The sequence below is a fragment of the Methylomicrobium sp. Wu6 genome, from assembly GCF_035916875.1.
Classification (GTDB): domain Bacteria; phylum Pseudomonadota; class Gammaproteobacteria; order Methylococcales; family Methylomonadaceae; genus Methylomicrobium.
Window position 1 is genome coordinate 135,054 of sequence record NZ_JAXUHN010000094.1, and the last position, 23,008, is coordinate 158,061.

Sequence of the window (23,008 nt, forward strand, 5' to 3'; positions counted from 1 at the left end):
ACATGACTTTTTCGGCAACGATCAATATTCTCCTGGTTGACGATCACGCCATCGTTCGCGAAGGCTATCGCGCGCTGCTGGCAAAGCACGCCGGCTTGCGGGTGGTCGCGGAAGCGGCAGACGCTGTCCAGGCCTATCGGCAATTCAAAGAATGCAGTCCGGATGTCGTGATTACCGATCTTTCCCTACCCGGAAGCAGCGGTCTGGAACTCATCAGCCGTATCAAACAACGCAGTACGGAGGCAAAGATTCTGGTGTTCAGCATGCATCAAAATCCGAGTTTTGCGGTGCAGGCATGCCGCGCCGGTGCCTTGGGTTACATTACCAAAAGCAGTGCGCCGAAGGTCTTGCTGTGTGCGATTGGCGAAGTCTATGCCGGCCGGTACACCCTGAGTCCCGATATCGCCCAGGCTCTGGCGCTGGAAAAACTGGGCAGCGAGCGTATGGCCCTGGAGACGCTCACGGTACGGGAGTTCGAGATTCTGCGCCTGCTGGTCGACGCGCAAACGGTCGAAGACATTGCGCAAACTCTCAACATCAGCCCGAAAACGGTCTGCAATTGCCATTATGTGATCAAACGCAAACTCGGCGTGGCCAGTGACATAGAACTCATGCGATTGGCGATTAGGTTGAATGTGATTGATCTCTTGGAATTGTCCGGTTCGGCAAAAACAACAATCGAAGGGGCCTCGTTCCCGCCCGAAACCTTTTAAGTATTGGCACCGATTGAATTTTGGCAGGCGTTATGGACTCATTCCGGATTTTGATCGGCCAACGAATTGATAAGATTCTTCCTGTAAATTTAATAGCTTAGAATCGAAATGTTTGATAGAGTTTCAACCGGTATCAACAGGAAGAGCATTTTATCCTGCTATCGACCAATACTTGCCGTACATCCGGTAGCAGCTACAGCTTGCGTGCAGTCTTTTCCAGACATCCTGTTTGCACCGGCGCGAGAATCGTTTAAAAACAGAATGCCAATTGCGCAATGACGTCGGCAACAAACGCCCTTGCGTACCGCTACGCAAAATCCGTAACACGGCTTTCGGAAACGGAAGACATGTTTCTATGGGCCCAACAGACTCGTCCATGATCCAGCATAAAGTATTTTCCATTGGTTGTCGCTCAATTCCGTTACTCATCTTCGTCTATAATGGGCGGGAACTTTGTATAGTGGTTACAAAATGTCAACAGAACCTAATCATTCTGCTAATCTTTTTCAAAGAATATTTACAGTAAGTGCCTTCTTTCTTCGATACATGGGAGAAGCAGTGATTATCAAAAGTTTATGTCCTCAGGAAGGTGAGTACCATGGCCGATTGGAAAGACGAACTTATTAAACAGATTGACGATTGCGAGGCGCATAAGAGTAGGCTGAGGCCTTTTGAAGGACAGTTTCTATTGAACTTACGGCAGCGGTTGAATAAAGACAAGCCCCTTACGCCCAATCAGGAAGAGACCTTGGACTACCTGTTGTCCAAGGTCACCAAGTAATTGCGTATCCACCGAAGGAAGATTTCTGGGGGGGCGAACTAAACTATGGCGTTCGGTAGACTATTCCTGTTTGCTGTTTATCGCCATTTTTTTTAAATTTCCGGCCAGCGTCCTATTGAAACTATGTCATTAAACCCAATTAAAACCTTCGGCCATTGTCTCTATCAAAAAAGGGACTTTTTGTGGTGCTTTGTTTGCTACGATAATCTGTTCTATTTTCAATCGGGGGAAGATTAAAATGTTTGAGGCAGAAAGAATTTATAGCCAACGTAACCCTAAAACAGGAATGACAGAATGGTTCTTTTATGCGCGGGAATGCAGCTTTGGGCCTTTTAGCAACGAAAAAATCGCGAAGGAAGAGCTTGATAATTTTATTCGCCACTGCGTCAAAAACCAAGCGGACGGTGGACGTAAACCTGCTAGTAAAACCTCAAAATTAAGCCTTGAACCGATGCACGAGTTTGTATTTAAACGCCGAGATTAAAAAAACTGCAATTCTGCCGCGACCGATTTCTTCAAGTGCTCAATGGCCGATTTTTAGCATTGACTAGGACTTTAAGATGCGGGGTAATTTTTGGCCAATCAGAATTTTTGAGGACTGGCGCAGAGTCGATTTGAGGCCGCCACAGCAGGAAAGACCGAACATTCAATATTAATTGCGTGCATACGCAAACTGGAACCCGATGACACCGTCAATGATGGATAGCTCTTCGGCGAGCGCGGCAATCGGCTCTTCAACGGAGCGGTCGATTGCCACTGCAATGAAATGCCATTCAACCTTCGCGTCACGGGTAATGATGGAAAATGATCGGCTGGCAATAGTATATCCTCTTTCCTTGGCATACTGCCGCAGGTGCTCGACGCTCGGAGCGGCATCCTTGCGAAACTCAAGTATTACGGCTATTTCCTCATGTGTGGGCAGTCGATTTTCAATCGTTTTAACCAAAACCATACACATTGCTGAGAGGGCGGTGAGGAAAATAGCCCCCGGATAGAATCCTATGCCGACCATGATGCCAATCACCGAAGATGCCCAGATCGATGCCGCCGAGGTCAGGCCGCGGGTGGAAAACTGTTCGTGCACGATAACGCCAGCTCCGAGAAAGCCAATGCCTGTCACGATTCCTTGAATAACACGCGTCGGTTCCGTCATATTGGCAACCGCAATATGACCGTCTAACCAGGCTTCCGGGTAGCCAGAAATTGCAACCAACCCGGATGAAGCCATACAGACCAGTCCATAAGTCCGCATGCCTGCGGCGTGTCCATGATAGAAGCGTTCATAGCCGACCAGCACACCGAGAAGAAGGGCGGCCAGCAATTTAATCAGCAGCTTGATGTTGACAGCCAACCCGGGACCTGACCAGTTGAGGGCGCAAGAACCCTGATTTAAGGCCTCTACTAGCCAGGTCATGTTGTAAGCTGCAGGATGTTTGCCGGCATTAATAGATACATCGTTATCATGTTCGTGCCCACCTATTTTTTAGATAACTTGGAATGCGCCGTCATCATAAGACTCGGAGTATGTCTGCCAGTCTTCCTTGACTTGATTTGAAAGTTCGTAGGCCAGTTCCAACAATTTGAAGCGCCATTTTTTGCGCTCCGCAAAATCAATGAGCTCATCAGCGATGGCCGAGCCTTGACGCCCCGAACTCCTTAACTGAGCCCATGCCACGCACTGCCCCATTACCTGCACCACGCCTGTCAGGCTGTCGATATGGCGGTGGTATTTAGCCAACGGAACACGGTCTTCGAACGGTTGCAAAGCCTGTAAAACGTAGGACCGCGTACCGATGACTTCCGGATACAGAAAGGCCATCGAAACGGCTTGCATGCGTCGTTGCAATGTAACGACTCTTTCCGCTTCATTATTCCACGCGGGTTGAATAGTTGTTAAATGTTTCGCCATAGACGAGGGTCGCGCCTGTTTCAAGTCAAGCAGATAGTTCTGGTCAGGCGATCCCTTGCCCTCGACCAGAATGGCATAACGTTCGACACCAAGGCTTCCTGTTCCGGCGATACGGCGAGCAACGTCCAAAACTTTATAGAACTCCGGATGAGGCTGAGTGCTAGCGAAACGCTCCATAAAGCGGGTTACTTCGGTACGCTGCGCCTCGGATACCGGAAGTGATTTCTTGCCATCCAAAATAAAATGCCGTAGCTTGTGTTGTTTCTGAGTACGAGTATTAAGAAAATCTACGCGAGTGCGCTGCCGCAATTGCTCCAGTAATTCTCTAACCATTCCTTGAGTTGTTTCTCTCTCGACCCAGCGGGCTTTACCCGTTAACAGTGCCTCAGCATAGGACTCGATGAATTGCTCCGATAGCTTTTTTGCATTCTCGGTAGAAATGTCAAAGGAATGTGCGCTTACCATGATGCTTGTGATCATTCTCGACAACTCCCAACTGGGCGGCGCCAGCGCGGCTTCGTCGAAATCATTGATATCGAAATAAACGAGCCGATTGTCGCCCTTATAGCTGCCGAAATTCTCTAGATGCAGATCACCACAACACCACGTCAGCGGTGCCGATTTACAGATGCCGCTCTTAGGCAAACGGTCATAGAAGAGATGGTTCGTACCTCTTAGAAAAGCAAAAGCATTGCTACGCATCGCGCTGTATTTCAAGGCCAGCCGCTCGGGATCACGGCCTTTATTCGCATTAAGTATTCGGTTGACGATCTTCATCCAGCCTCCTAAGCGCATTAGATGTAGCCAAGTATAAGCGTATTTCCGGTATTAACCTTGTTCTGCGGCATACAATATCTGCCGCGGAGCAGTGCTAAACTTGACTGTGTAAATAATTCCGACCGCATTTTTTATAAAAATTTATTGCGCGTGCCCCATTAAAACAGTTACTGAAAGTGATAAATATTGGTTGCGGGTTCCCAACCAATTATTTCATCATGATTAGCAAGAGTATTGCTAACCGCATATTCGTGTAAAATCCAGCGACATTTTTTAAATAGAATCATGCCCTCGTTCTTTTGTTTCAAATCCGACAAGGTTTTCTCAAGTGACCCAAGTGACTTCGCTCTTTCTGCTTCCCCTAAAGTATAAAGTCCTGTTTACAGGATTCCTGATGGTTATCGGCTTAGGTTTAATGATGGCAGGCGCACAAATTATGCTTACCCATGGTATGGCCGATGGCAAGCCCGGACTTTCAATTAATGACATCATTTACAGTTACTACGGTAATCGTACAGGATCCAAGTTGGAATCTATGTTAAACGGCCAGATGAAAGCTATGGCGCCCGCTGAAGTCAGATTTGAACTCATTCAATGGACCCATGACGGAGCACCTGCCGCGCAATGGACAGATAAAATCGAACCGATAATTCAAAAGTATTGCGCCTCTTGTCATAATGGCGGTTCGGAATTACCCAATTTCACCAAACTTGAGAACTTAGAAAAAGCCGCTCAGGTTGATCATGGCGCTAGTATTAGCCTGCTCACACGAGTTTCCCATATTCATTTATTCGGTATCTCTTTCATCTTTATGTTTGTGGGCTGGATTTTTGCGATGGCTGAATTTCCAAGCCGCTGGCAAATTCTCTTGATTGCAACACCTTTTGCATTCCTCATGTTAGATGTTCTATCCTGGTGGCTCACTAAGTTCTTTCCCGTATTTGCCTGGTTGACCATGATCGGCGGCATCGGCTACAGTCTTGCTTCTACCGTGATGTTATTCACCTCGTTAGCCCAAATGTGGTTGCCTAAGAAATGGTGGTTATCCAGCTGGATTGACACGCAGCCTTGAGGCGCCACTGTAAAAAGTTAAATTCGCAGGCTACCGTTTCTGAGAGCGTTCGGGCAAGCCGGCGCTCAGACCGCAACGAAACGCCGGTATTTGTGCGTCAGATTCATCCCGTTGTTGAACTGCCCGTCGGCGCTTCCGCCAATGGACCGTGTGAGTTAGTCATGATTGGAGTTCGATTTCTCCAGGCCGCCACGTCTTGTCGAACCAGGGCTTCAGGGGGCCGTAGAGGCGCAGAATCGTGTTCCAGCCTTTTCCGGGGATAGTCTGCACCCAATTCGTTTCCTTGCCGGGGGGCGGTTTCGGCCCGAAGTAGATATCCACCGATCCGTCCTCATTCACCATGAGCCCTTTGGTTTGGCTGGAGACGCTCGGGAACTGCTGGTCGGTCTGGAGCATCGCGCGCGTCTGGTTGCTGTAGACGATCACCGACCAGAAATCCTTCACGGGTATGTTGGGCGGCAAGTGCAGCTTATAGTTCTTCCCGCCGTTGAGCGGCTCCCGGTTGGCGTCACGGGCAGCCCATGCGTATTGGGAGCCGCGGCCGACCATTTTCTCCTCCATGGCTGGTGTGACGCCGGTGGCCATGAAGTAGTAAAAAATGTAGGCATCGAGGTTCAGCACATTCGACTGAGTCTGAAATTTGTAGCCACCGATGAACGGAAGTTGCCAGGCACTGTTCGGATAGTAATAGGCGTCTTTATCTCGAATCTTGAAGGCGATCGCACGGGCGGTTGCATCACCCACCGCGGCGGCATCGGAGAGGATCTTCTTCATCCGGCTATCCGGCGCGAACGGCTTGCCTTTCTGGATGCCGACCGCAGCATAGAACCCGAGCCGGATTTGATCGAGCGACTCGCTCGGCTCTTCCTGAACGACCTGATCAAGCAGTTCCCAGAATCCGTAGTTGGCGGGGGCGACCGTGTTGAAAGGCTTGCCGGAGAGGTCGACGAACTTCAGTTGCGGCGGCTTGGCGGCTTGGGAGAGCGGGTATATTTTCGTGAACTTTTTTACCAGCTCCACACCCGGTTTTGGGTCGCCGTTGACGAGGAAACTTCGCCAAGGGATCCAGAGATTGAACGTCGGCGATTGCACGACGGTGTAGCCTTTCGGCACTTGGCCTTTGTAGCCGGGCGGCAGCAACAGGTACTTGCCGCCCTTGCCTTTGTCCGGCCCGGTAATACCGAGATCAATTACCCAGCGAAACCACATGTCGTTGATCGCGCCGAGCACCTTCGGCGGCACGTTCAGTACCAGCGGGCCTTTGCTGAGATCGAGCCAAGCCCAACTGTAGACGGTGTTGTCGTTCGGAGTGAGAAAGATCGAACGGGAGTCCATTAATTGCTCGAAAATCGGCACGGTGCCATTCACCGGCCCAAGTTCACGGATGGCGTTGCGATTCGCGACTTGGCTCACGGCCGGTATCGCCAGCAGATAGGCTTGTACCGCGCGTTGAAAATCGAGGCTGTCATAGAGCTTCTCGACGGATGCATTGTCGGGGACTCCGTCGAAAAAGTTCAACGTGCCGACGTGCGTTTCGATCCTGTCCGGCGCCGCGATACCTGGCATGATTGGGGTCGAGTAATTATACTCGAGTGCTGCCTGCGCGCTGGGGAGTGTCTGCCCGATGCTGGGACAGGGAGTTGCCGTGAGAACGGCAGCGAAAGCTGCCCATAACCTCGGTTTGTTTCGCGTTTTCATTTATCTCGGCTCCTCTTATCGGATGAAAAAGATTCCAAACACGGCCTCGATACACTCCGGCCGGCGAGACCTATCAAGTTATAATCTAGATGCGGCCATATTACCATCGTATTAGTTTCAGTTAGCGAAATCCATTGTTTTAATGGCGTTATTGTTAATTTCCGTGCAAAAAAATACCGGTTTTTAGCAATTTTATTTTCCAGGCAAAAAATAAAAACAGTATTATTATCGATCATTTACCTTTCAATCGCCATGGGCGGGTGGTGTGCCGATGTCTGGAAAATTTTGCATGTTGATTAATACTGAATGTCCGCGAGGTTTTGGCAAAATGATAGAAATCAGGTTGCTAATTATACTTTGCCAAATTAAAGAACCTGTCCACGACCGCTGATTAATGTATAATAAAACATTGTTATATAAAGTATTATTGCGGCAGGTATCGCGAGGATTCTAGACTCGCACTGATTCCTGCCCTGCAAGGGCTTCCAGGGGGCAGTGCGTATTCGGCTGTATTCCATCAATTTTTCCTCTTCGACGCGTGATTCTACAGCGACATCCGAGGGCTCTTTCAATCCCGAAGAGCCTCTATGCTGCCAGCGGTTCATGTTGTCATTCGATGATTCGGCGACCGTGTCGGCAGCTCACTACCGAAGAATTGACGGACATTATCAATAAGCGGCGCTATCTACGGCAAAAAGCTAAAGAATCACTCGCCAGACGATCCCCAGTGACGCGAGAGCGAATCGGACAGCGTAGAATTATGAGCGTTTTATGAAGCGTTGCGGAATGTTGAATCCCCATTCATTACTTTTGGCGAAATTTGCTTAGGGCTGAATTCGCCATCAAAATGGGGTTGGCCGCGGCTATTGTTGATCATTTTGACTTAAACGAGAGAGGAATGGTATGGCGTTTGACTGGATGCCGGCGGCGATCATCGCCGGTTTATTATTGGTGGCGAGCGTGATCATGCAACTGCTCGTATTGCAGCGTTTGCAGGTTTTGCTGAAGGCTGCGCAGGATGCCGGTTTGCAGGAGCTTCTGTTGAAGTTAAAAAATATGGAAGCCGCTTTGCAGCAGGGCTTTGCAGACTCCAGAAAGGAACTCCGGGAGGTCAGCGCGGAAAATCGGCGCGAGTTGCAGGAAGCGTTTAAAAATCTCCAGGATGCCTTGTTGAACCGGATCGTCGAAAGCCAGCGCACGCAAAATGTGCAGATGGATACATTCAAGAATGGCCTGGCAAACATGTCCGAAAGACTGATCAATAACGCCAGCGAATTCAGGGAAAGCGTCAGTCGGTCGTTCCAGGCGACCGGCGAGTCGTTAAACCGAAAACAAGACGATTTTAGGGATAAAACCGCCGAGACATTAAAACAGTTTCAGGAAGGCATTAAAGCCGATGCGAAGGAAAACCGCCAGGAATTGACCCTCGGACTCAATTCGTTCGAAGCCAAATTTGCCGAAGGCATCAAGGATTTCAACGAACAGCTACGGCTTAAATTCTCCGATTTGAATCGCCAGCAACAAGAAGCGAATCAATTGGCCAAAACCGGCATCAGCGAAATCCGCGAAGCGATCGAAAAACAGCTGCTTGCGATCCGGGAAGACAACTCCCGGCAACTGAATGAAATGCGCCAGACCGTCGATGAAAAGTTGCACAATACGTTGGAACAGCGTCTCGGCGAGTCGTTCAAACTGGTCAGCGACCGTTTGGATCAGGTGCATAAGGGGCTCGGCGAGATGCAGAATCTGGCGGTCGGCGTCGGCGATTTGAAGAAAGTGCTGTCCAATGTCAAAACGCGCGGCATCCTCGGCGAATACCAGCTCGGCAACATTCTGGAACAAATCCTGTCGCCCGAGCAATACGGCGTGAATGTCGCGACCAAAAAGGGCAGTCAGGCGAATGTCGAGTATGCGGTCAAACTGCCGGGCAAAGCCGACGATAAGACCGTTTGGCTGCCGATCGATTCGAAATTTCCGCTCGAAAGCTATCAATTACTGCTCGGTGCGTTGGACGAAGGCAATCCGGCGGCGATCGATGCGGCGCAAAAACAGCTGCTGAAAGCGATCGAAAGTTTCGCGAAGGATATCGCCGGCAAATACCTGGACCCGCCGCATACGACCGATTTTGCAATCATGTTCCTGCCGGTCGAAAGCTTGTATGCGGAAGTCCTGCGGTCGCCGGAGCTGTTCGAAAAATTGCAGCGCACTTACCGGGTCACGATTACCGGCCCGACCACCTTGTCGGCCTTGCTGAACAGCCTGCACATGGGTTTTCGGACATTGGCCGTGCAACAACGCAGCAGTGAGGTCTGGAAGGTGCTGGCCGAGGTGAAGACCGAATTCGGTAAATATTCCGAACTTTTGGATACTGTTTATAAGCAGCTCACGACCGCATCGAATTCACTGGAAAGACTGAAAACGACACGCACCGCGGTCATGGAAAGAAAATTGCGCGGCGTCGAAGTGTTGGGCATCGAGAGCGATCTGGAGCCTATCGGGTTGCCGGAGCCGGATTAAAGTTGCAAACGCTGCCAAAGTCCACTTAGACTAGATGTAACGCAAGCGAACCGGAGTACCCAACCGACATGGCTCAACACGTATTTATCGTGATGCCTTTTGGCGTCAAAGAAGGCATCGACTTTAACAGCGTTTATCGGGACTTGATCAAACCGGCCTTATTGGATGTTGGGCTGGAGCCGTTTCGGGCCGACGAAGATATTTTGCCGGGCGATATTCGCGCCGACATGTTTCAGGAATTGCTGATGGCCGATCTGGTGGTGGCCGATTTGTCGATCAACAACGCCAACGCCTGGTATGAACTAGGTGTGCGGCATGGCCTCCGCGCGCGCGGCATCGTGCAGATTCGCTCAGGTTCCGACAAGATTCCGTTCGATGTCTGTGTGGATCGAACCCTGCATTACCATTTGCAGGACGGCGCGCCCGATCCCGCGTTTTTGAAGGAGGATCGAGCGCTTTTGGGCAAGGTGGCGTTGGAAACCCTGCAATCGCAACGAAGCCGGCCAAGCAGCCCGGTCTATCAATATCTGCCCAATTTGCAGGAGCCCGACTGGAAGTCGTTGCGCGTCAAGAACGCGGATGGGTTCTGGCGCAAACATGAACAATGGGAAAGCCGGGTCGAGGTTGCGCGCAAGAATAACAGGCCTGGCGACATTCTGGTGCTGGCCGATGAAGCGCCGTCTTATGCATTGAAGCTGGAAGGCTACCGGACTGCCGGCAATGCCTTGATGAGTGTCGGCCAATTTGCCTATGCGCTCGAACAATTCGAAAAGGCGCTGGCGATCGAACCGGATGATTTGGCCTGCGCGCAGAAAAAAGGAATTGCACTGGGGCGGCTCGGGAAAACCGCGCTTGCCGGGCAATGGTTCAAGGATTTATCGGATAAGCATCCCCGCGATGCCGAGACCTGGGCGTTACTTGGCCGATTAGAGAAAGAACGCTGGATCGGACTGTGGCGAAAAGAAGGCGTTGGCAAGGATGTCATGAAAGATGATGCGGCCTGTGAGAGCGAGCAATTAAAGGAAGCGATCCGGGCTTATCGTCAGGGCTTTATCGAACAGCCGGAAAGCTACTATGCGGGCATCAACGCCTTGACCCTGTCTTTTTTGCTGCGGTATTTGTTGGACGAAAACAAGGACGACGAGGAATTGACCGCGATGATCGGCGGCGTGCGCTGGGCCGTAACTAGCGAGTTGACCCGCGAAACCTCCAATAAAAAGAATTATTGGGCCAGAGTCACGCTGGCTGATCTCGAAGTCTTGGTCGGCGACGAAAAAACAGTAGATAAGGCCTATAAATATGCGGTCGCGGCGGCGCGCGACGATTGGTTCGCTCTGGATTCTTCCCGGCAGCAGTTGCGCTTATTGCAGGCACTCGATTTTCGTCCGGAGCCGGTATCCGCCGCGATTAACGTATTCGACAAAGCGCTCGCCGCGCTGGAAAAGCCTGAAAGCAGCCGGCCGCCGCGCAAGGTGTTTTTGTTCAGCGGCCACATGGTCGATGCGGCCGGCCGGACCGCTCCACGTTTTCCGGCGGCTAAGGAAAAGGATGCGATCAATGCGATTGCGAAGCAGTTAGCCGCTCTTGAGGCCGGTCCTGACGATCTTGCCATGTGCGGCGGCGCTTGCGGCGGCGATTTGATCTTTGCCGAGGCGTGCCTGCGGCATGGCTTGCAATTGCAGATCCGTATTCCTTTCGCTGTGCCGGAGTTTCTCGAAAAATCGGTCAGCTTCGCCGGAGATAACTGGCGGGATCGTTATTTCGCGGTTCAGCATCATCCGAATACGCGCCTGTTCGTGATGCCCGATGAACTCGGTGAATTGCCGCACAACACCAATCCTTACGAGCGCAATAACCTTTGGCAACTGTATTCGGCGATTTCATGGGGGGCCGAAAAGGTCTATTTTATCTGTTTATGGGACGGGAAGGGCGGCGACGGTCCCGGTGGCACGCGCCAAATGCATGATACTGTCAAACAGCGTGCTGGCCGCGTTTATGTATTGGATACCCATACCCTTTTTAATATTCCCTCAACAGGAGACAGTTTATGACGCTAGCGCAGAAAATCGAGGCAACGCACCCCAAAAAAATCCTGGCGCTGGATGGCGGAGGGATAAGGGGCATGATCACGGTCGAGGTGTTGAAACAAATCGAGACATTGTTGCGCAAGGAATTGAATCGAGGCAGCGATTTTGTATTGGCCGATTATTTTGATTACATAGCCGGCACCAGCACCGGAGCGATCATCGCGGCCTGTCTGAGCCTGGGCTGGCCGGTCGATAAAATCCGCGATTTTTATCGCAGCAGCGGCGCTAAAATGTTCGACAAGGCCAGTTTGCTGAAAAGATTCAAATATTCTTATGAAGATGAAGAGCTGAAAGGGCTGTTGCGGCAGGAGTTCGGTCAGAACACGACCCTGGGGAGTCCTGATCTGAAAACCTTGTTGATGATGGTAATGCGCAATGCGACGACCGATTCGCCATGGCCGGTCAGCAACAATCCGAACGCAAAATATAATGATAAAAGCCGGGACGACTGTAATTTGAATTTACCGCTTTGGCAACTGGTGCGGGCCAGCACCGCCGCGCCGACCTATTTTCCGCCCGAAAAAATTACCTTGGGTAAGACGCAGCCGTATCCTTTCGTGTTTGTTGACGGCGGTATTACAATGTACAACAACCCGTCCTTTCAGGCATTTTTGATGGCGACGGTTGGACCCTACAAGTTGAATTGGCAAACCGGGGTAGACAAATTATTGATCGTTTCGATAGGCACCGGCGCGAATGCGGAGGCGAACGCCGATTTGGGGCCGGATGAAATGAATCTGATCTACAATGCGAAATCGATTCCGTCTGCCTTGATGTTTGCAGCGCTGAATGAGCAGGATCTGTTATGCCGGGTATTCGGCAAATGCGTGTTCGGGCACGAGCTGGACAGCGAAATCGGCGATTTGATCGATCAAAACCGGCATTGGCCCACTGCCGCCAAACTATTTACCTATGCCCGCTACAATGCCGAGTTGAGCGTCAAAGGCTTAACTGATCTCGGTTTGCCTCATATTCAGCCGGCGCAGGTTCAACAGCTGGACTCGATCAAATATGTCGATGAATTAAGCGAAGTTGGACGCGCAGTCGCCAAGAAGGTCGCCCCCGAGCATTTTGGGGGGTTTATTTAGGCGCTTTCTCACAATAAATATTGCAAAGCGCGGATCAGGGAGCGCATCAACGCTCCCTGATCCGCGAAGCCACAACGCTTCGAACGGTCCATAGCCCGGCGCGGAGACGCGTCCTATCCGTCAACTCGATACGCGTATATGCGCAACCGCCTTGCCGCCATCAGACTATTACGGCAAAAACTCCGGTAAATGCGTTCTGATGTCGGCTGCGCTCAAGTCGGCAAGATTTTTGTTCAGTTCAAGAGTAATATGCGTGTTCAAGTGGTTCGGCATATGCTGTCTGATCAATCCTAAAATAGACGGACCGGCGATCACGATCAGTTGGTTGAAACGGTTGGTGTTATGCGCGTATTCGAGGTAATGCACGATTTCGGTCGCGAAGACATCGGCCTCGTGCTTTTTCGGATCGGTTGGCTGTTCGAATGCATGGCCGCCGAGCCCGCCGGGATTTTTGACCCTGCCGGGCAAGTCCGAAGTCATTTCGCGGTCGTGCAAACGGCCTTCCGCGTGCACCAATGTATCTATTTCCTGTAACGGCGCGGAAGACGAGTCGATTTGAAAGAAGCGCGCGCGGCTGTGGTCTGCAACAACTACCCAGGTGGTCATCATAGTGTAATCCTCAGTTAATAATCAGCGGGAGTCATTGTGCGCGAAAGCCACCTTATTGGCTATTGGTATAATTACCTAGCGCAGATTCGATCAAAAATCGGCCTCGGGTATTCAATCCCGCCCAAAGCCTATATCATATGATGCTGAAAGTTTCCCACACTATCTCTCGCTTGACCAGAAAACATCGCCACTCAAAGCGCACCGACTCCCGGTCACCAGCTCTCCGCGCCATTCTCTACAAATTTGCCTGGCAGGTCATGTGGGCATTCATTGCTTCGTCAGTCGGATTTTGTTTGCTGTTCCGTTGGCTGCCGCTGCCGACGACCGCTTTCATGCTGAACCGTCATGTCGAGGATTTTCGTTACGAGACCGCATTCCGATCGATAGACTACCGTTGGGTCGGCGCCAAAAAGATTTCGTCTGCCGCTTACCAGGCGGTAATCGCCTCCGAGGACCAGCGATTTTTTGACCATGCGGGCTTTGATTTCCTCTCGATTCAGGCGGCGGTCGATAACTATTTCGACGGACGCCGTCTTCGGGGAGCCAGCACGATTTCGCAGCAGGTGGCGAAAAATCTGTTTTTAAGCCCTTCCAAAAGCCTTATCCGCAAAGGCTTCGAAGTCTGGTTTACGGTTCTGCTGGAAATGTTCTGGAGCAAAGAGCGGATTTTGACCGTTTATTTGAACGTCGCGGAGTTCGGCGACCATCTGTTCGGCATCGAAGCCGCCAGCCAGCGCTATTTCGGCGTTCCGGCCAGTAAATTGAGCCGCGCGCAGGCTGCCTTGCTCGCGGCGACGTTGCCGAATCCGTTGCGCCTCAAAGCGGCGCGTCCGTCATCCTATGTCCATGCGCGGCAGCAATGGATTCTTAGGCAGATGCGCCATATCGATTATCCGCGTTGAGACCCCCTTTCAAAGTGTGCCCGTTTATGCCGATAATATGCGGGCGTTGCCCTGTCGTTGAACATCGGATTTAGCCCTTGGTCTTAGTAGCGGAGGAAGATAGAAAATGAAAAAGATGATTATGCTGGCGATGCTCTTTGCATGCGTGCTGAAAGGAGCCCTGAGTCAGGCCGAGGACAGCCGGCAAGGCGTTTCCGGTTTGGCGGTCGCGACCTTTGCGGGGGGCTGTTTCTGGTGCACCGAGTCCGATTTCGAAAAACTGCCCGGCGTCAAAAAAGTCATTTCGGGGTTCAGCGGGGGGCTGGTCGCCAATCCGACCTATGAACAAGTTTCCGGCGGAAAGACAGGCCACGTCGAAAGCGTGCAGGTTTATTTCGACCCCAATGAGATCGATTATGCAACACTGCTGCAAGCCTTCTGGCGCATGATCGACCCGACCGACAACGAAGGTTCGTTTGTCGATCGCGGCAATCAATACCGTTCGGTGATTTTTTATCATGACGAAGAGCAAAAAGCCCAGGCCGAAAAATCGCTCGCGGAGTTGGCGGCATCGAAACGTTATTCCGCGCCGATTGTGACCGAAATCCGCAAATTCGAGAATTTTTATCCGGCCGAGGATTATCATCAGGATTATTACAAAAACAATCCGCTGCGCTACAAATATTACCGCTATCGTTCGGGCCGCGACCAGTATCTGGAAAAAACCTGGGGCGATGATTTGCACTTGAATATTGCTCCTAAGGCACAGTCCGGCGCCTTTACCAAACCCTCGAAGGAAGAGCTTGCCAGGCGCCTGACCGAACTTCAATATCAAGTCACGCAGGAAGAAACGACCGAGCCGCCGTTCAAAAACGCTTATTGGAATGAAAAGCACGACGGCATCTATGTCGATGTGGTCAGCGGCGAACCGCTGTTTTCATCGAAAGACAAGTACGATTCCGGCACCGGCTGGCCGAGTTTCACGAAACCGCTGGTCGAAGATAACATTATCAAGAAAAAGGATTTTCTCTTGATCGTGCCGCGCACCGAAGTTCGCAGCCGCGCCGCCGATTCGCATCTCGGGCATGTGTTTGACGACGGCCCCAAGCCGACGGGATTGAGGTATTGCATCAATTCGGCCGCGCTACGCTTTATTCCGGTCGAAGAAATGGAAAAGGAAGGCTATGGCAAGTTTTTGTCCCTATTCGGAAAATAAACCATTGCCGAGCCGCGGCGTCAACAGCTGTCTTATTTATGGTAAAATTCGACAGTTTTATGAAAATTTCGGCGATTCGGCGCTTTTTCGGCGGGCGGACCCTTAACACCATGTGAGTCGCAATGACCCAACCTTCTGAAGCCAGGCAACTGATAGACCGTTTCGGCAGAAAGATCGATTACCTGCGTATTTCGATCACCGACCGTTGCGATTTCCGTTGCGTCTATTGCATGGCCGAGGACATGACGTTTCTGCCGCGCGCGCAAATTCTAACACTGGAAGAAATCGAGACGATCGCAAGCGCATTTACCGAGCTTGGCGTCAAAAAAATCCGCATTACCGGCGGCGAGCCGTTGGTTCGCAAAGGCGCGTTGGACTTACTGGCGAACCTCGGCAGGTTGCCGGGACTCAAGGAGCTGGTGATTACGACCAACGGCGCGCAGCTCGAAACGATGGCTCCGGCCTTGAAAAAAGCCGGCGTTAGACGGATCAACATCAGTGTCGATTCACTCGATCCGGCAAAATTCAAGGCAATCACCCGCACCGGCAATTTACAGACCGTGCTGAACGGCATCGCCGCCGCGAAGGCCGAAGGTTTTGACCGAATCAAGATCAACACGGTCGTGCTGAAGGACAGCAATCATACGGAAGTCTGCGATCTGGTGCAATTCGCGGTCGACAGCGAAATCGACATCAGTTTTATCGAGGAGATGCCGCTCGGTGTTGTCGAACATCACGACCGGTCAATGTCTTATTATTCGAGCGATATGATCAAAAAGGATCTGGCGGCGCGCTTTGCGCTGCTCGCGACGCCCGAAAAAACCGGCGGACCTTCCACTTATTTCCGTGTCGCCGGCAGCGTGACCCGCGTCGGTTTCATTTCGCCGCACAGCCATAATTTTTGCAGCGCCTGCAACCGGGTCAGGCTGACCGCCGAAGGCCGCCTGTTGCTCTGCCTCGGCAACGAACATTCGGTCGATCTGAAACAGGTTCTCCGCACGCATCCGGGCAATATCGACCTGCTGAAACAAACGCTGATCGACGCGATGCAGATCAAACCCCTTCGCCACGAGTTCAACCTGCAAGAACAGCCGGTGATCCTCCGCTACATGAACATGACCGGCGGCTAGGCCGCGCGTCTTCTTACCTTATCTTTTATCGAGCTTCTTGATGTCATTTGAACAACTCGGCCTTGCCGCGCCTTTGCTGAAATCAGTTGCGGAACAAGGCTATGTCACCCCGACCCCGATCCAGCGGCAATCGATCCCTCTGATTCTGGAAGGCCGGGATGTGCTGGCCGGCGCGCAAACCGGCACCGGCAAAACTGCCGGTTTCTCGCTGCCGCTGTTGCAGCTTTTGGCCGAATCCGAAATCAAACCGCAAAAACCGCGTAAAATCCGGGCGCTGATTCTGACGCCGACCCGCGAACTGGCCGCACAGGTTTATGACAGCGTCAGAGCCTACGGCAAGCATTTGCCGTTATTTGCCGAAGTGATCGTCGGCGGCGTCAGCATCAACGGCCAAATCCGCAGTCTGCAAAGGGGCTGCGACATCGTCGTCGCGACGCCGGGGCGCCTGCTCGATCATCTACTGCAAAAAAACATCGATCTATCCCACCTGCAAATATTGGTACTCGACGAGGCGGACCGGATGCTCGACATGGGCTTTTTGCCGGACATCCGGAGGATCATCGGCCATTTGCCGAAACAGAAGCAAAGCCTGCTGTTTTCGGCGACCTTTCCGGAGGAGATAAAGGGACTCGCCAAGCAATTGCTGAATGAACCGGCTGAAGTATCGGTCACACCGCACAATACGACCGCCGACAACATTAAGGAACTGTGTTACGGCATCGGCAAGGAATACAAGCGCGAGTTGCTGTCGTATCTGATCGGCAGCAACAACTGGAAGCAAGTGCTGATCTTTGTGCGCACCAAGCACGGCGCGGACCGCCTCGAAAAGCAGTTGATCAAGGACGGCATACGCACCGCCGCGCTGCACGGCGACAAATCGCAGGGCGCGCGCACCCGTGCGCTTGAACAATTCAAGGCAGGTCAGGTCGCAGCTCTTGTCGCGACCGACATCGCCGCGCGCGGACTCGACATCGACGACTTGCCGCACGTAATCAATTTTGACCTGCCGCAAGTCCCGGAAGACTATATTCACAGGATCGGCCGCACCGGCCGCGCGGGCGCGAACGGCGAAGCGATTTCGCTGGTTTGTCCCGAGGAAGCCTATCAGCTTGCCCAGATCGAAAAGCTGCTCGGACGGGAGTTGCCGCGGGTCGCCGATACCGGTTACGAGCCAGTCTCTCTGAAAGTGATGGACCGTGCGAATCCGAAGGCGCCTAAAAATCCATCCGGCAAAAAAGATTATCGGCATCACAATAAAACGCCGAAACGCGGCGGCAAGCCGGCGACCAAAAAACCGCGGCGCGGCGGCATCGGGATGTAACCTTGCAGGGCGCGAGACAGTGGCAAGCCGGGAACGGAAAATTTTGATAGCGTTTAACCGGCGGCTCTTGGTTTTGTTTTCATCCTGTTTATTGTGCGCATGCGCCGAGGTCAAACAGACCGGAAAAGTCATCGGGCATACGACGCGCGATGTGACTCGGGCAATCGGCCACGGTACGCGCGATGTGGTCAAAGGGATTGGGCATGGTACACGCGATGCGGCCAGGGAAATCGGTCATGGCACGAGAAACGCGGTTCACGGCATAGGGCAAGGGATCAATGACGCAGTCAGTCCGTCAGAACGCGAGTAGTCCGGATGCCGCGAAGCGGAATCCGGACTACTCTGTTCAATAATAGCTTTTATTCAACTCCACCGGCCGTCCCATGCACAATCTGAGGAAGATGCGGGCGGCGGCGATGCCGTTGACTACGAACGAAAATGCTATCAGCGCCGCAAACCAGGGATGCTGGCTGCTGGCGTGATAGAGCAGCAAGTCTTCGCCGACGAAGGCCGGTGTAATCGGGAAGCCGACCAGTCCCAAAAAGCTGATGAACAATAACAGCGATAAACCGGGTTTGGTTTCCGCCATGCCTCGATAGGCGAACGGCGTCTCCGCGAAATTTTCCGATTTCAACATCCGGTTTAATACCGCGATGCCGAGCAGCCAGGCCGGGATGATGCCGGTCAGAAACAATACCGCATCGTCCCAGGCGGAATTGACCATGAACCAGACCGCGACGCAGGCGAAAAAGTAGCTGAGCGCAATATCGTTCCAGGTTCTGAAAGGACTGTGTTTTTGGCTGAAGCCGCTCAACGTGGCCAATACCATCGAGATCGAGGCGGGAATGGCCAGATATTTGTGATGCATCAAATCCACTTCAGCCACGAATATGAACAGGCCGAAAATTATCAGTGCGGTCAATCCTTTGATCCAAGGGCTTATTGCGTTCATCTCGGCGCCGACTTTTTTCAGCGGCTCCCACAACAAAAAGCGGACTAGCAGTTCGAGATTGCATTCCTGTAACGAAAATACATACAAGGTATTGCGCAGCACGTCCGGCAGGGTGTCACGGATCGAGGCCGGCAGTTTGTCGCGCATCGTGCCGCTTTTAATGTAAAACTCGGTGTCGGCGGAGCCTTCCAGCCGCAGTAAATGAGCGACGATCGAAGGCGATACCAGCAACTGATAACAGCGCAAAAATGCATTGCCCAGAAAATGCACCAGTACCAGCGCTTCCAGCCCCAAAGCCAATTCCATGAACATGAAGCCGACCTGGGTAATCGAGCCATAGGCGATCTGGCCCTTGATGTTGGATTGGGTTTTTTCGGACAGGCTCGCGGTACAAACCGTCAACAAGCCGATTAGAAACACGATCGCGCGAGTCAGGATGTGGTAAGACCAGATCGGCATCGTGCGCAGCAGCAGGAATACGCCGAGATGCACCGACAAGGCGCCGTAAAATATCGCGCTCGAGGGCGTGGGCCCTTCCATTGCGCGCGGCAGCCAGAAACTGAACGGAAATTGCGCCGATTTTCCCGATGCGGCCATTACGATCAATAGCGATAACAACAATAGGGCAGGATAGCCGGCAGGCGGCATCGCATCGTTTTCGAATAAACCGGCGATCTGACTGAAATGATCGCTTTCATGGAACAACAGATGCGTCATCCAGGCGCCCAGCAGCAGACCGATGTCGCAAAAACGGTAAATCGTGTAGGCGCGCAAGGCGTTACGGACCGGTTGCGGTCGGTGGCGGTAAAAGGCGATCAACAGAAAGGACGACACGCCGACGATCTCCCAGCCCGCGAACAACATATCGATCGAGCCGGACAAAATGACCATGATCAGGCCGAACACGAACGCATAAATGGTCAGAAAGAAGCGTTTATAGCCGGCTTCGCGGTGCAGATAATAGCGGCAGTAGCGGATGATGATCGAAAAAATGATCCAGACGCATAACAGGTAAACCGCGCCGACCTTGTCGAGATAGAACAGCACCGGAAAGCGGTAATCGCCTTTCTCGTAAAGGATGAAGGCCTCGTATTCGTGAGCCGGGAAGCCCGCCAGCGCCCAAACGATAAGCAGGGAGGCGATGCTGATGCCCAGCGCGACCGCGAATCCGTAACTGATCGCGGCGATTCTTTTTTCCGCGACGCTCCAGTATTCAAATTCGGAAAATTTTTTCAGATCCTTCGGCGCCAGGAAGATCGTCAGGAAACCCAGTAAGGGCATGAGCTGGCAGTCCAGCAGTAAGACATTCATGATGCACTCCGTGTCTTCGTTAAGCGGTGGACCGGAACGGTCTTGACCTGGCCGGCAAAAACGGCTTCCGAACAGGCCGCTTCGGGCGTCGGTGCGATGTCGGTCAAATCGACGCTCTGCCAGCCCTTTCCGGAATAAAAATACATGGCGTGGCTGGTCGGTTCAAAGCAGGCGAGCCTGACCCAGTCATGGTCGAGCCACTCTCTCAACTCGCCGATTTTGACCAGGGCCTTGTCGATGATGTCCCGGGATTGCTCGATCACGATCAATAAGCGGGCCGGTTCATGTACTTCGATCATTTGATTCGGCAGGCCGGTACGAAGATCGCCCTCGACGCCGTTGGCGACGCCGAGCAAACCGATGACGTTATGAGGCAGCTTGGTGCCGGCGCCGTACACCGAATTGTCGATGCGCGAGAACAGGTATTCCAGATTGATGCCGCCGCAGACCGGGATGATCGCATTCAGGATTCTGGCCAGAACGGCCCCCTGGGCGTCGGTTGCCGGGTCGTAGGAATGCAGAAAGGCGCGCCTGTCCATATAGATATCTCGGGTCAGCGCGCGTTTTCCGACGATGCAATACAGATTGTTCGAGTGGTTGTATTCTGGTCTAGGCTCGAATATCGATACGGAGCGCCCCTTGACATGAGCGTGCGCCGCCTGTTTGTCATGGTTTTGAGGGCCCAGCTCGAACCAGCGGCAGCGTTCGAGCGCATTCAGTTCGAGCGCGCTCTGCATCGTTTCCTTGAAGGTTTGCAGCCCGGCTAACGGATGCTTTTCGAGAAGGTATTCATCGAAATAGGTGATTTCGTCTCGGCTAGTGTTATGCATCGCCGCGATAAAGCGGGTTGTCTCGGGGATGTCGATGCCCCGTTCGCGGAGCAACGCGCGCACCGATTCATGATTCGCCATCCACGCAAAAGCGCGCGCATTCGGCGCCCCGGGTTTGCCGGAGCAGGCTCCGCAGTCGTAAGCGGCGAAATGCGGATTGTTGACGCTGCTGGAACCGTGCGCGACGACCACGACCATCGGCGCAAAATCGTGCGTCAATCCGATATTGCGCAACAAGCCTTCGATACGGTCCGTCATTTCGGTAAAGGAAAATCCGAGCATGCGGCCGTCTTCGGTAGGCGTGTCGCTTTCGCGCAAAAGATGCAGGTGCGTGTGCGCTTTGACTTCACTCAATTTTTTGATATTCGGCAATTGTCCGTCGGGACGGAACACGTTCCAGGCGAGGCGGATCGCATAGCCGATACCGAGTGTTTGCGTATAAAGCCAGCCTCTGAACAGGGAATGCGATTTGACGTGCAGATCATTCATATGCTCGCCGTTCTTCTTTTTGGCGGGCTCTTGGGTCAGGCTTGATTCGCGGACGAGGTGTTTCGGCTGGATGATCACCGGGCATTGTGCGACAGGAAATGCGTCGTCCAGCCCTTGATAGAGGAAATCGATGCCGAAAAAGCCGGCCACGCCGAAGGTTTCGATCGCCGGATTTAGCTCTTCAATGTGGCGGCGCAAGGAACATTCGCGGTCGTCGATACAAAATAGAGCCTGCGCTAAAGGCGCGGGGCTTTCGACGCCGGCGGCAGGGCTTTTCGCCGCCTCCGTGGCCATCGCCTTGAGCAGTTCGGTGTGCAGCGTCCATTCCATTGCTTCATGCCAGACCTTCAGCCGCAGCGGTATTGCCGGTTTGAAGTCATGGTCATTGAGCAAGGGGACCGCATGGGATTTAGGCGAGCCGGCGATATTCTGAAACTGGCGTCCTTTTTTCAAATGCAGAAAAGCCAGTTCGCAGGCGAGTTCGACCGCGATCATTTCTTTCAAGGAGATGGCGGGGCGGGCCAGCAACGATTGCGGATTGAGCTCGATTAGGCGTACCATGCCGGCCCAGCCCGGATGCGCGAGCAGCATTTCGAGCATATATTGTTCGTAAAGTTGTTCATCGCCGACCATTTTTTCGAGACAAGTCAGGATCACCTGGTCCGGTTTTTCGAGCAGCAGCGCGCGTACGACGGGTTCATGGAAAGGATAGAGCGGCAGCAGACTGTTGTGCACGAGCCGCCCAACGCAATCCCAAAAACGTTCGCCGCTGCGCGGCAGGCTCCAGCGGCTGATGCCTTGATCCAAAAAATTCGCGAGCAGGCGGAATAGCACCGGGTGCACCAATGCATTCAGATCGATTTCCAGTCCGGTCAGCCAGGTATTGCGGATGCCTTGGTTGGCCAATGAAACGGGGGGATAATGGCTGCGGTCGTCTTCAATAAACAAAGAGCAGCGGAATTTTTCGACATCCTTGATATCGGCTGCCGACTGCTTGATAGCCCAGGAAATAGCCTTATCGGTGATTCTGCCCTGCCGGTAGCGTTTTTGATAATCGGCCAGCGGCAAATAACTGCGCGCGCCGAAAATTCTAGCCGCAACCGCAACGCCTTCATGAAAGGGATGGTGCTGTACGGCATGTAAGGTATTATGGTGGATAAAGTCTTTGATCGGCCCCTGGGTCGGCAGCCAATGCGAGATATGATCGATGGTCGCATCCAAATTGAATTCAGGCGCCGTTTTGCGGACGTCGGCGATGCGTGTTACGGGTCGAACGGGTGTGCTAGTGGTCATCTTGAGACATTAAACCTCGAGAATAAAAGATAATCGGACGATCAAAAACAGGGAGTATCAAAAAGCCAATTTCTGACGGGGTGTACGAACCGGGCCTATTCAAGCGCCTTTTATTGATCGCCTGCCTTGATCAAAAAAAGAACCGTCTTTTTTGTACAAGCCTGAAAGTGAGAGGACAACGCCCTGTGATGTTGCCGATCATTTCGAAACCGGCTCTTTACAGATAAATACAGCATATTTCATGCCGTATTTATAAATTATTGTTTTTTAAAGGACAGGGTGACTAAAAAATTCAATCGATTGGTTAAAAAAACCATTTATCGGTTGATTTGAA

18 protein-coding genes and 1 pseudogene are annotated in these 23,008 nt (G+C 52.5%); 13 read left to right on the forward strand and 6 right to left on the reverse strand.

What is annotated here, in order from left to right; all coding sequences use genetic code 11:
- Window positions 1-2 precede the first annotated feature (2 nt).
- From U2W12_RS18580 to U2W12_RS18590, 3 genes are all read left to right on the forward strand, one after another.
- Window positions 3-713, forward strand: a complete 711-nt coding sequence (locus tag U2W12_RS18580; protein ID WP_326502185.1) for a response regulator transcription factor — start codon at window positions 3-5, stop codon at window positions 711-713.
- 598 nt (window positions 714-1,311) lie between these two features.
- On the forward strand, window positions 1,312-1,494 hold the full coding sequence (locus U2W12_RS18585) for a hypothetical protein (RefSeq protein WP_326502186.1): 183 nt from the start codon (window positions 1,312-1,314) through the stop codon (window positions 1,492-1,494).
- 238 nt (window positions 1,495-1,732) lie between these two features.
- Complete coding sequence (locus tag U2W12_RS18590) at window positions 1,733-1,978, forward strand: hypothetical protein (RefSeq protein ID WP_326502187.1); 246 nt, start codon at window positions 1,733-1,735, stop codon at window positions 1,976-1,978.
- A gap of 168 nt (window positions 1,979-2,146) precedes the next feature.
- Here the strand turns inward: U2W12_RS18590 and U2W12_RS18595 are convergent, their stop codons facing one another.
- Window positions 2,147-2,908 carry an MgtC/SapB family protein gene (locus U2W12_RS18595; RefSeq protein WP_326502188.1) on the reverse strand — a complete coding sequence of 254 codons (762 nt, stop codon included), beginning with the start codon at window positions 2,906-2,908 and terminating at the stop codon, window positions 2,147-2,149.
- A gap of 69 nt (window positions 2,909-2,977) precedes the next feature.
- Entirely contained in the window at window positions 2,978-4,180 is a 1,203-nt protein-coding gene (locus tag U2W12_RS18600; RefSeq protein WP_326502189.1) for a DUF2252 domain-containing protein, read from the reverse strand.
- A gap of 328 nt (window positions 4,181-4,508) precedes the next feature.
- Between U2W12_RS18600 and U2W12_RS18605 the strand changes: the two genes are divergently transcribed.
- Window positions 4,509-5,252 carry an elongation factor-1 alpha gene (locus U2W12_RS18605; protein ID WP_326502190.1) on the forward strand — a complete coding sequence of 248 codons (744 nt, stop codon included), beginning with the start codon at window positions 4,509-4,511 and terminating at the stop codon, window positions 5,250-5,252.
- Between the two features lie 159 nt (window positions 5,253-5,411).
- On the opposite strand, the gene U2W12_RS18610 is transcribed toward U2W12_RS18605, so the two are convergent.
- Entirely contained in the window at window positions 5,412-6,950 is a 1,539-nt protein-coding gene (locus U2W12_RS18610; RefSeq protein ID WP_326502191.1) for a DUF1254 domain-containing protein, read from the reverse strand.
- Between the two features lie 903 nt (window positions 6,951-7,853).
- On the opposite strand from U2W12_RS18610, the gene rmuC reads away from it, so the two are divergent.
- From rmuC to U2W12_RS18625, 3 genes are all read left to right on the forward strand, one after another.
- Window positions 7,854-9,467 (forward strand): DNA recombination protein RmuC, encoded by a 1,614-nt coding sequence (rmuC, locus tag U2W12_RS18615; protein WP_326502192.1) that lies wholly within the window; start codon window positions 7,854-7,856, stop codon window positions 9,465-9,467.
- Window positions 9,468-9,535: 68 nt separating this feature from the next.
- Window positions 9,536-11,518, forward strand: a complete 1,983-nt coding sequence (locus U2W12_RS18620; RefSeq protein ID WP_326502193.1) for a TRAFs-binding domain-containing protein — start codon at window positions 9,536-9,538, stop codon at window positions 11,516-11,518.
- Window positions 11,515-12,642: a patatin-like phospholipase family protein gene (locus U2W12_RS18625; RefSeq protein ID WP_326502194.1), complete on the forward strand. Its 1,128-nt coding sequence runs from the start codon at window positions 11,515-11,517 to the stop codon at window positions 12,640-12,642. Before U2W12_RS18620 ends, U2W12_RS18625 begins: the two co-directional genes overlap by 4 nt.
- A gap of 168 nt (window positions 12,643-12,810) precedes the next feature.
- On the opposite strand, the gene U2W12_RS18630 is transcribed toward U2W12_RS18625, so the two are convergent.
- Window positions 12,811-13,251, reverse strand: a complete 441-nt coding sequence (locus U2W12_RS18630; RefSeq protein ID WP_326502195.1) for a host attachment protein — start codon at window positions 13,249-13,251, stop codon at window positions 12,811-12,813.
- Between the two features lie 257 nt (window positions 13,252-13,508).
- Here U2W12_RS18630 and mtgA point away from each other — a divergent pair, with 257 nt between their 5' ends.
- From mtgA to U2W12_RS18660, 6 genes and pseudogenes are all read left to right on the forward strand, one after another.
- Window positions 13,509-14,153, forward strand: a complete 645-nt coding sequence (gene mtgA / locus U2W12_RS18635) for a monofunctional biosynthetic peptidoglycan transglycosylase (RefSeq protein ID WP_326502196.1) — start codon at window positions 13,509-13,511, stop codon at window positions 14,151-14,153.
- Between the two features lie 130 nt (window positions 14,154-14,283).
- Window positions 14,284-14,802 (forward strand): annotated as a pseudogene (msrA, locus tag U2W12_RS18640) (peptide-methionine (S)-S-oxide reductase MsrA); the annotation flags it as partial.
- An 81-nt stretch (window positions 14,803-14,883) separates the two neighbouring features.
- The gene (gene msrB / locus U2W12_RS18645) at window positions 14,884-15,348 is read left to right on the forward strand and encodes a peptide-methionine (R)-S-oxide reductase MsrB (RefSeq protein ID WP_326502248.1); all 465 of its coding nucleotides are present in this window, start codon (window positions 14,884-14,886) and stop codon (window positions 15,346-15,348) included.
- A 122-nt stretch (window positions 15,349-15,470) separates the two neighbouring features.
- The gene (moaA, locus tag U2W12_RS18650; RefSeq protein ID WP_326502197.1) at window positions 15,471-16,478 is read left to right on the forward strand and encodes a GTP 3',8-cyclase MoaA; all 1,008 of its coding nucleotides are present in this window, start codon (window positions 15,471-15,473) and stop codon (window positions 16,476-16,478) included.
- 40 nt (window positions 16,479-16,518) lie between these two features.
- On the forward strand, window positions 16,519-17,799 hold the full coding sequence (locus U2W12_RS18655) for a DEAD/DEAH box helicase (protein WP_326502198.1): 1,281 nt from the start codon (window positions 16,519-16,521) through the stop codon (window positions 17,797-17,799).
- A 43-nt stretch (window positions 17,800-17,842) separates the two neighbouring features.
- The gene (locus U2W12_RS18660; RefSeq protein ID WP_326502199.1) at window positions 17,843-18,109 is read left to right on the forward strand and encodes a hypothetical protein; all 267 of its coding nucleotides are present in this window, start codon (window positions 17,843-17,845) and stop codon (window positions 18,107-18,109) included.
- Between the two features lie 36 nt (window positions 18,110-18,145).
- Here the strand turns inward: U2W12_RS18660 and U2W12_RS18665 are convergent, their stop codons facing one another.
- Window positions 18,146-20,062, reverse strand: a complete 1,917-nt coding sequence (locus U2W12_RS18665; RefSeq protein WP_326502200.1) for a proton-conducting transporter membrane subunit — start codon at window positions 20,060-20,062, stop codon at window positions 18,146-18,148.
- Window positions 20,059-22,674, reverse strand: coding sequence for a DUF2309 domain-containing protein (locus U2W12_RS18670; RefSeq protein ID WP_326502201.1), 2,616 nt, complete (start codon window positions 22,672-22,674; stop codon window positions 20,059-20,061). The genes U2W12_RS18665 and U2W12_RS18670 overlap by 4 nt, the downstream gene beginning before the upstream one ends.
- Window positions 22,675-23,008: the final 334 nt, after the last annotated feature.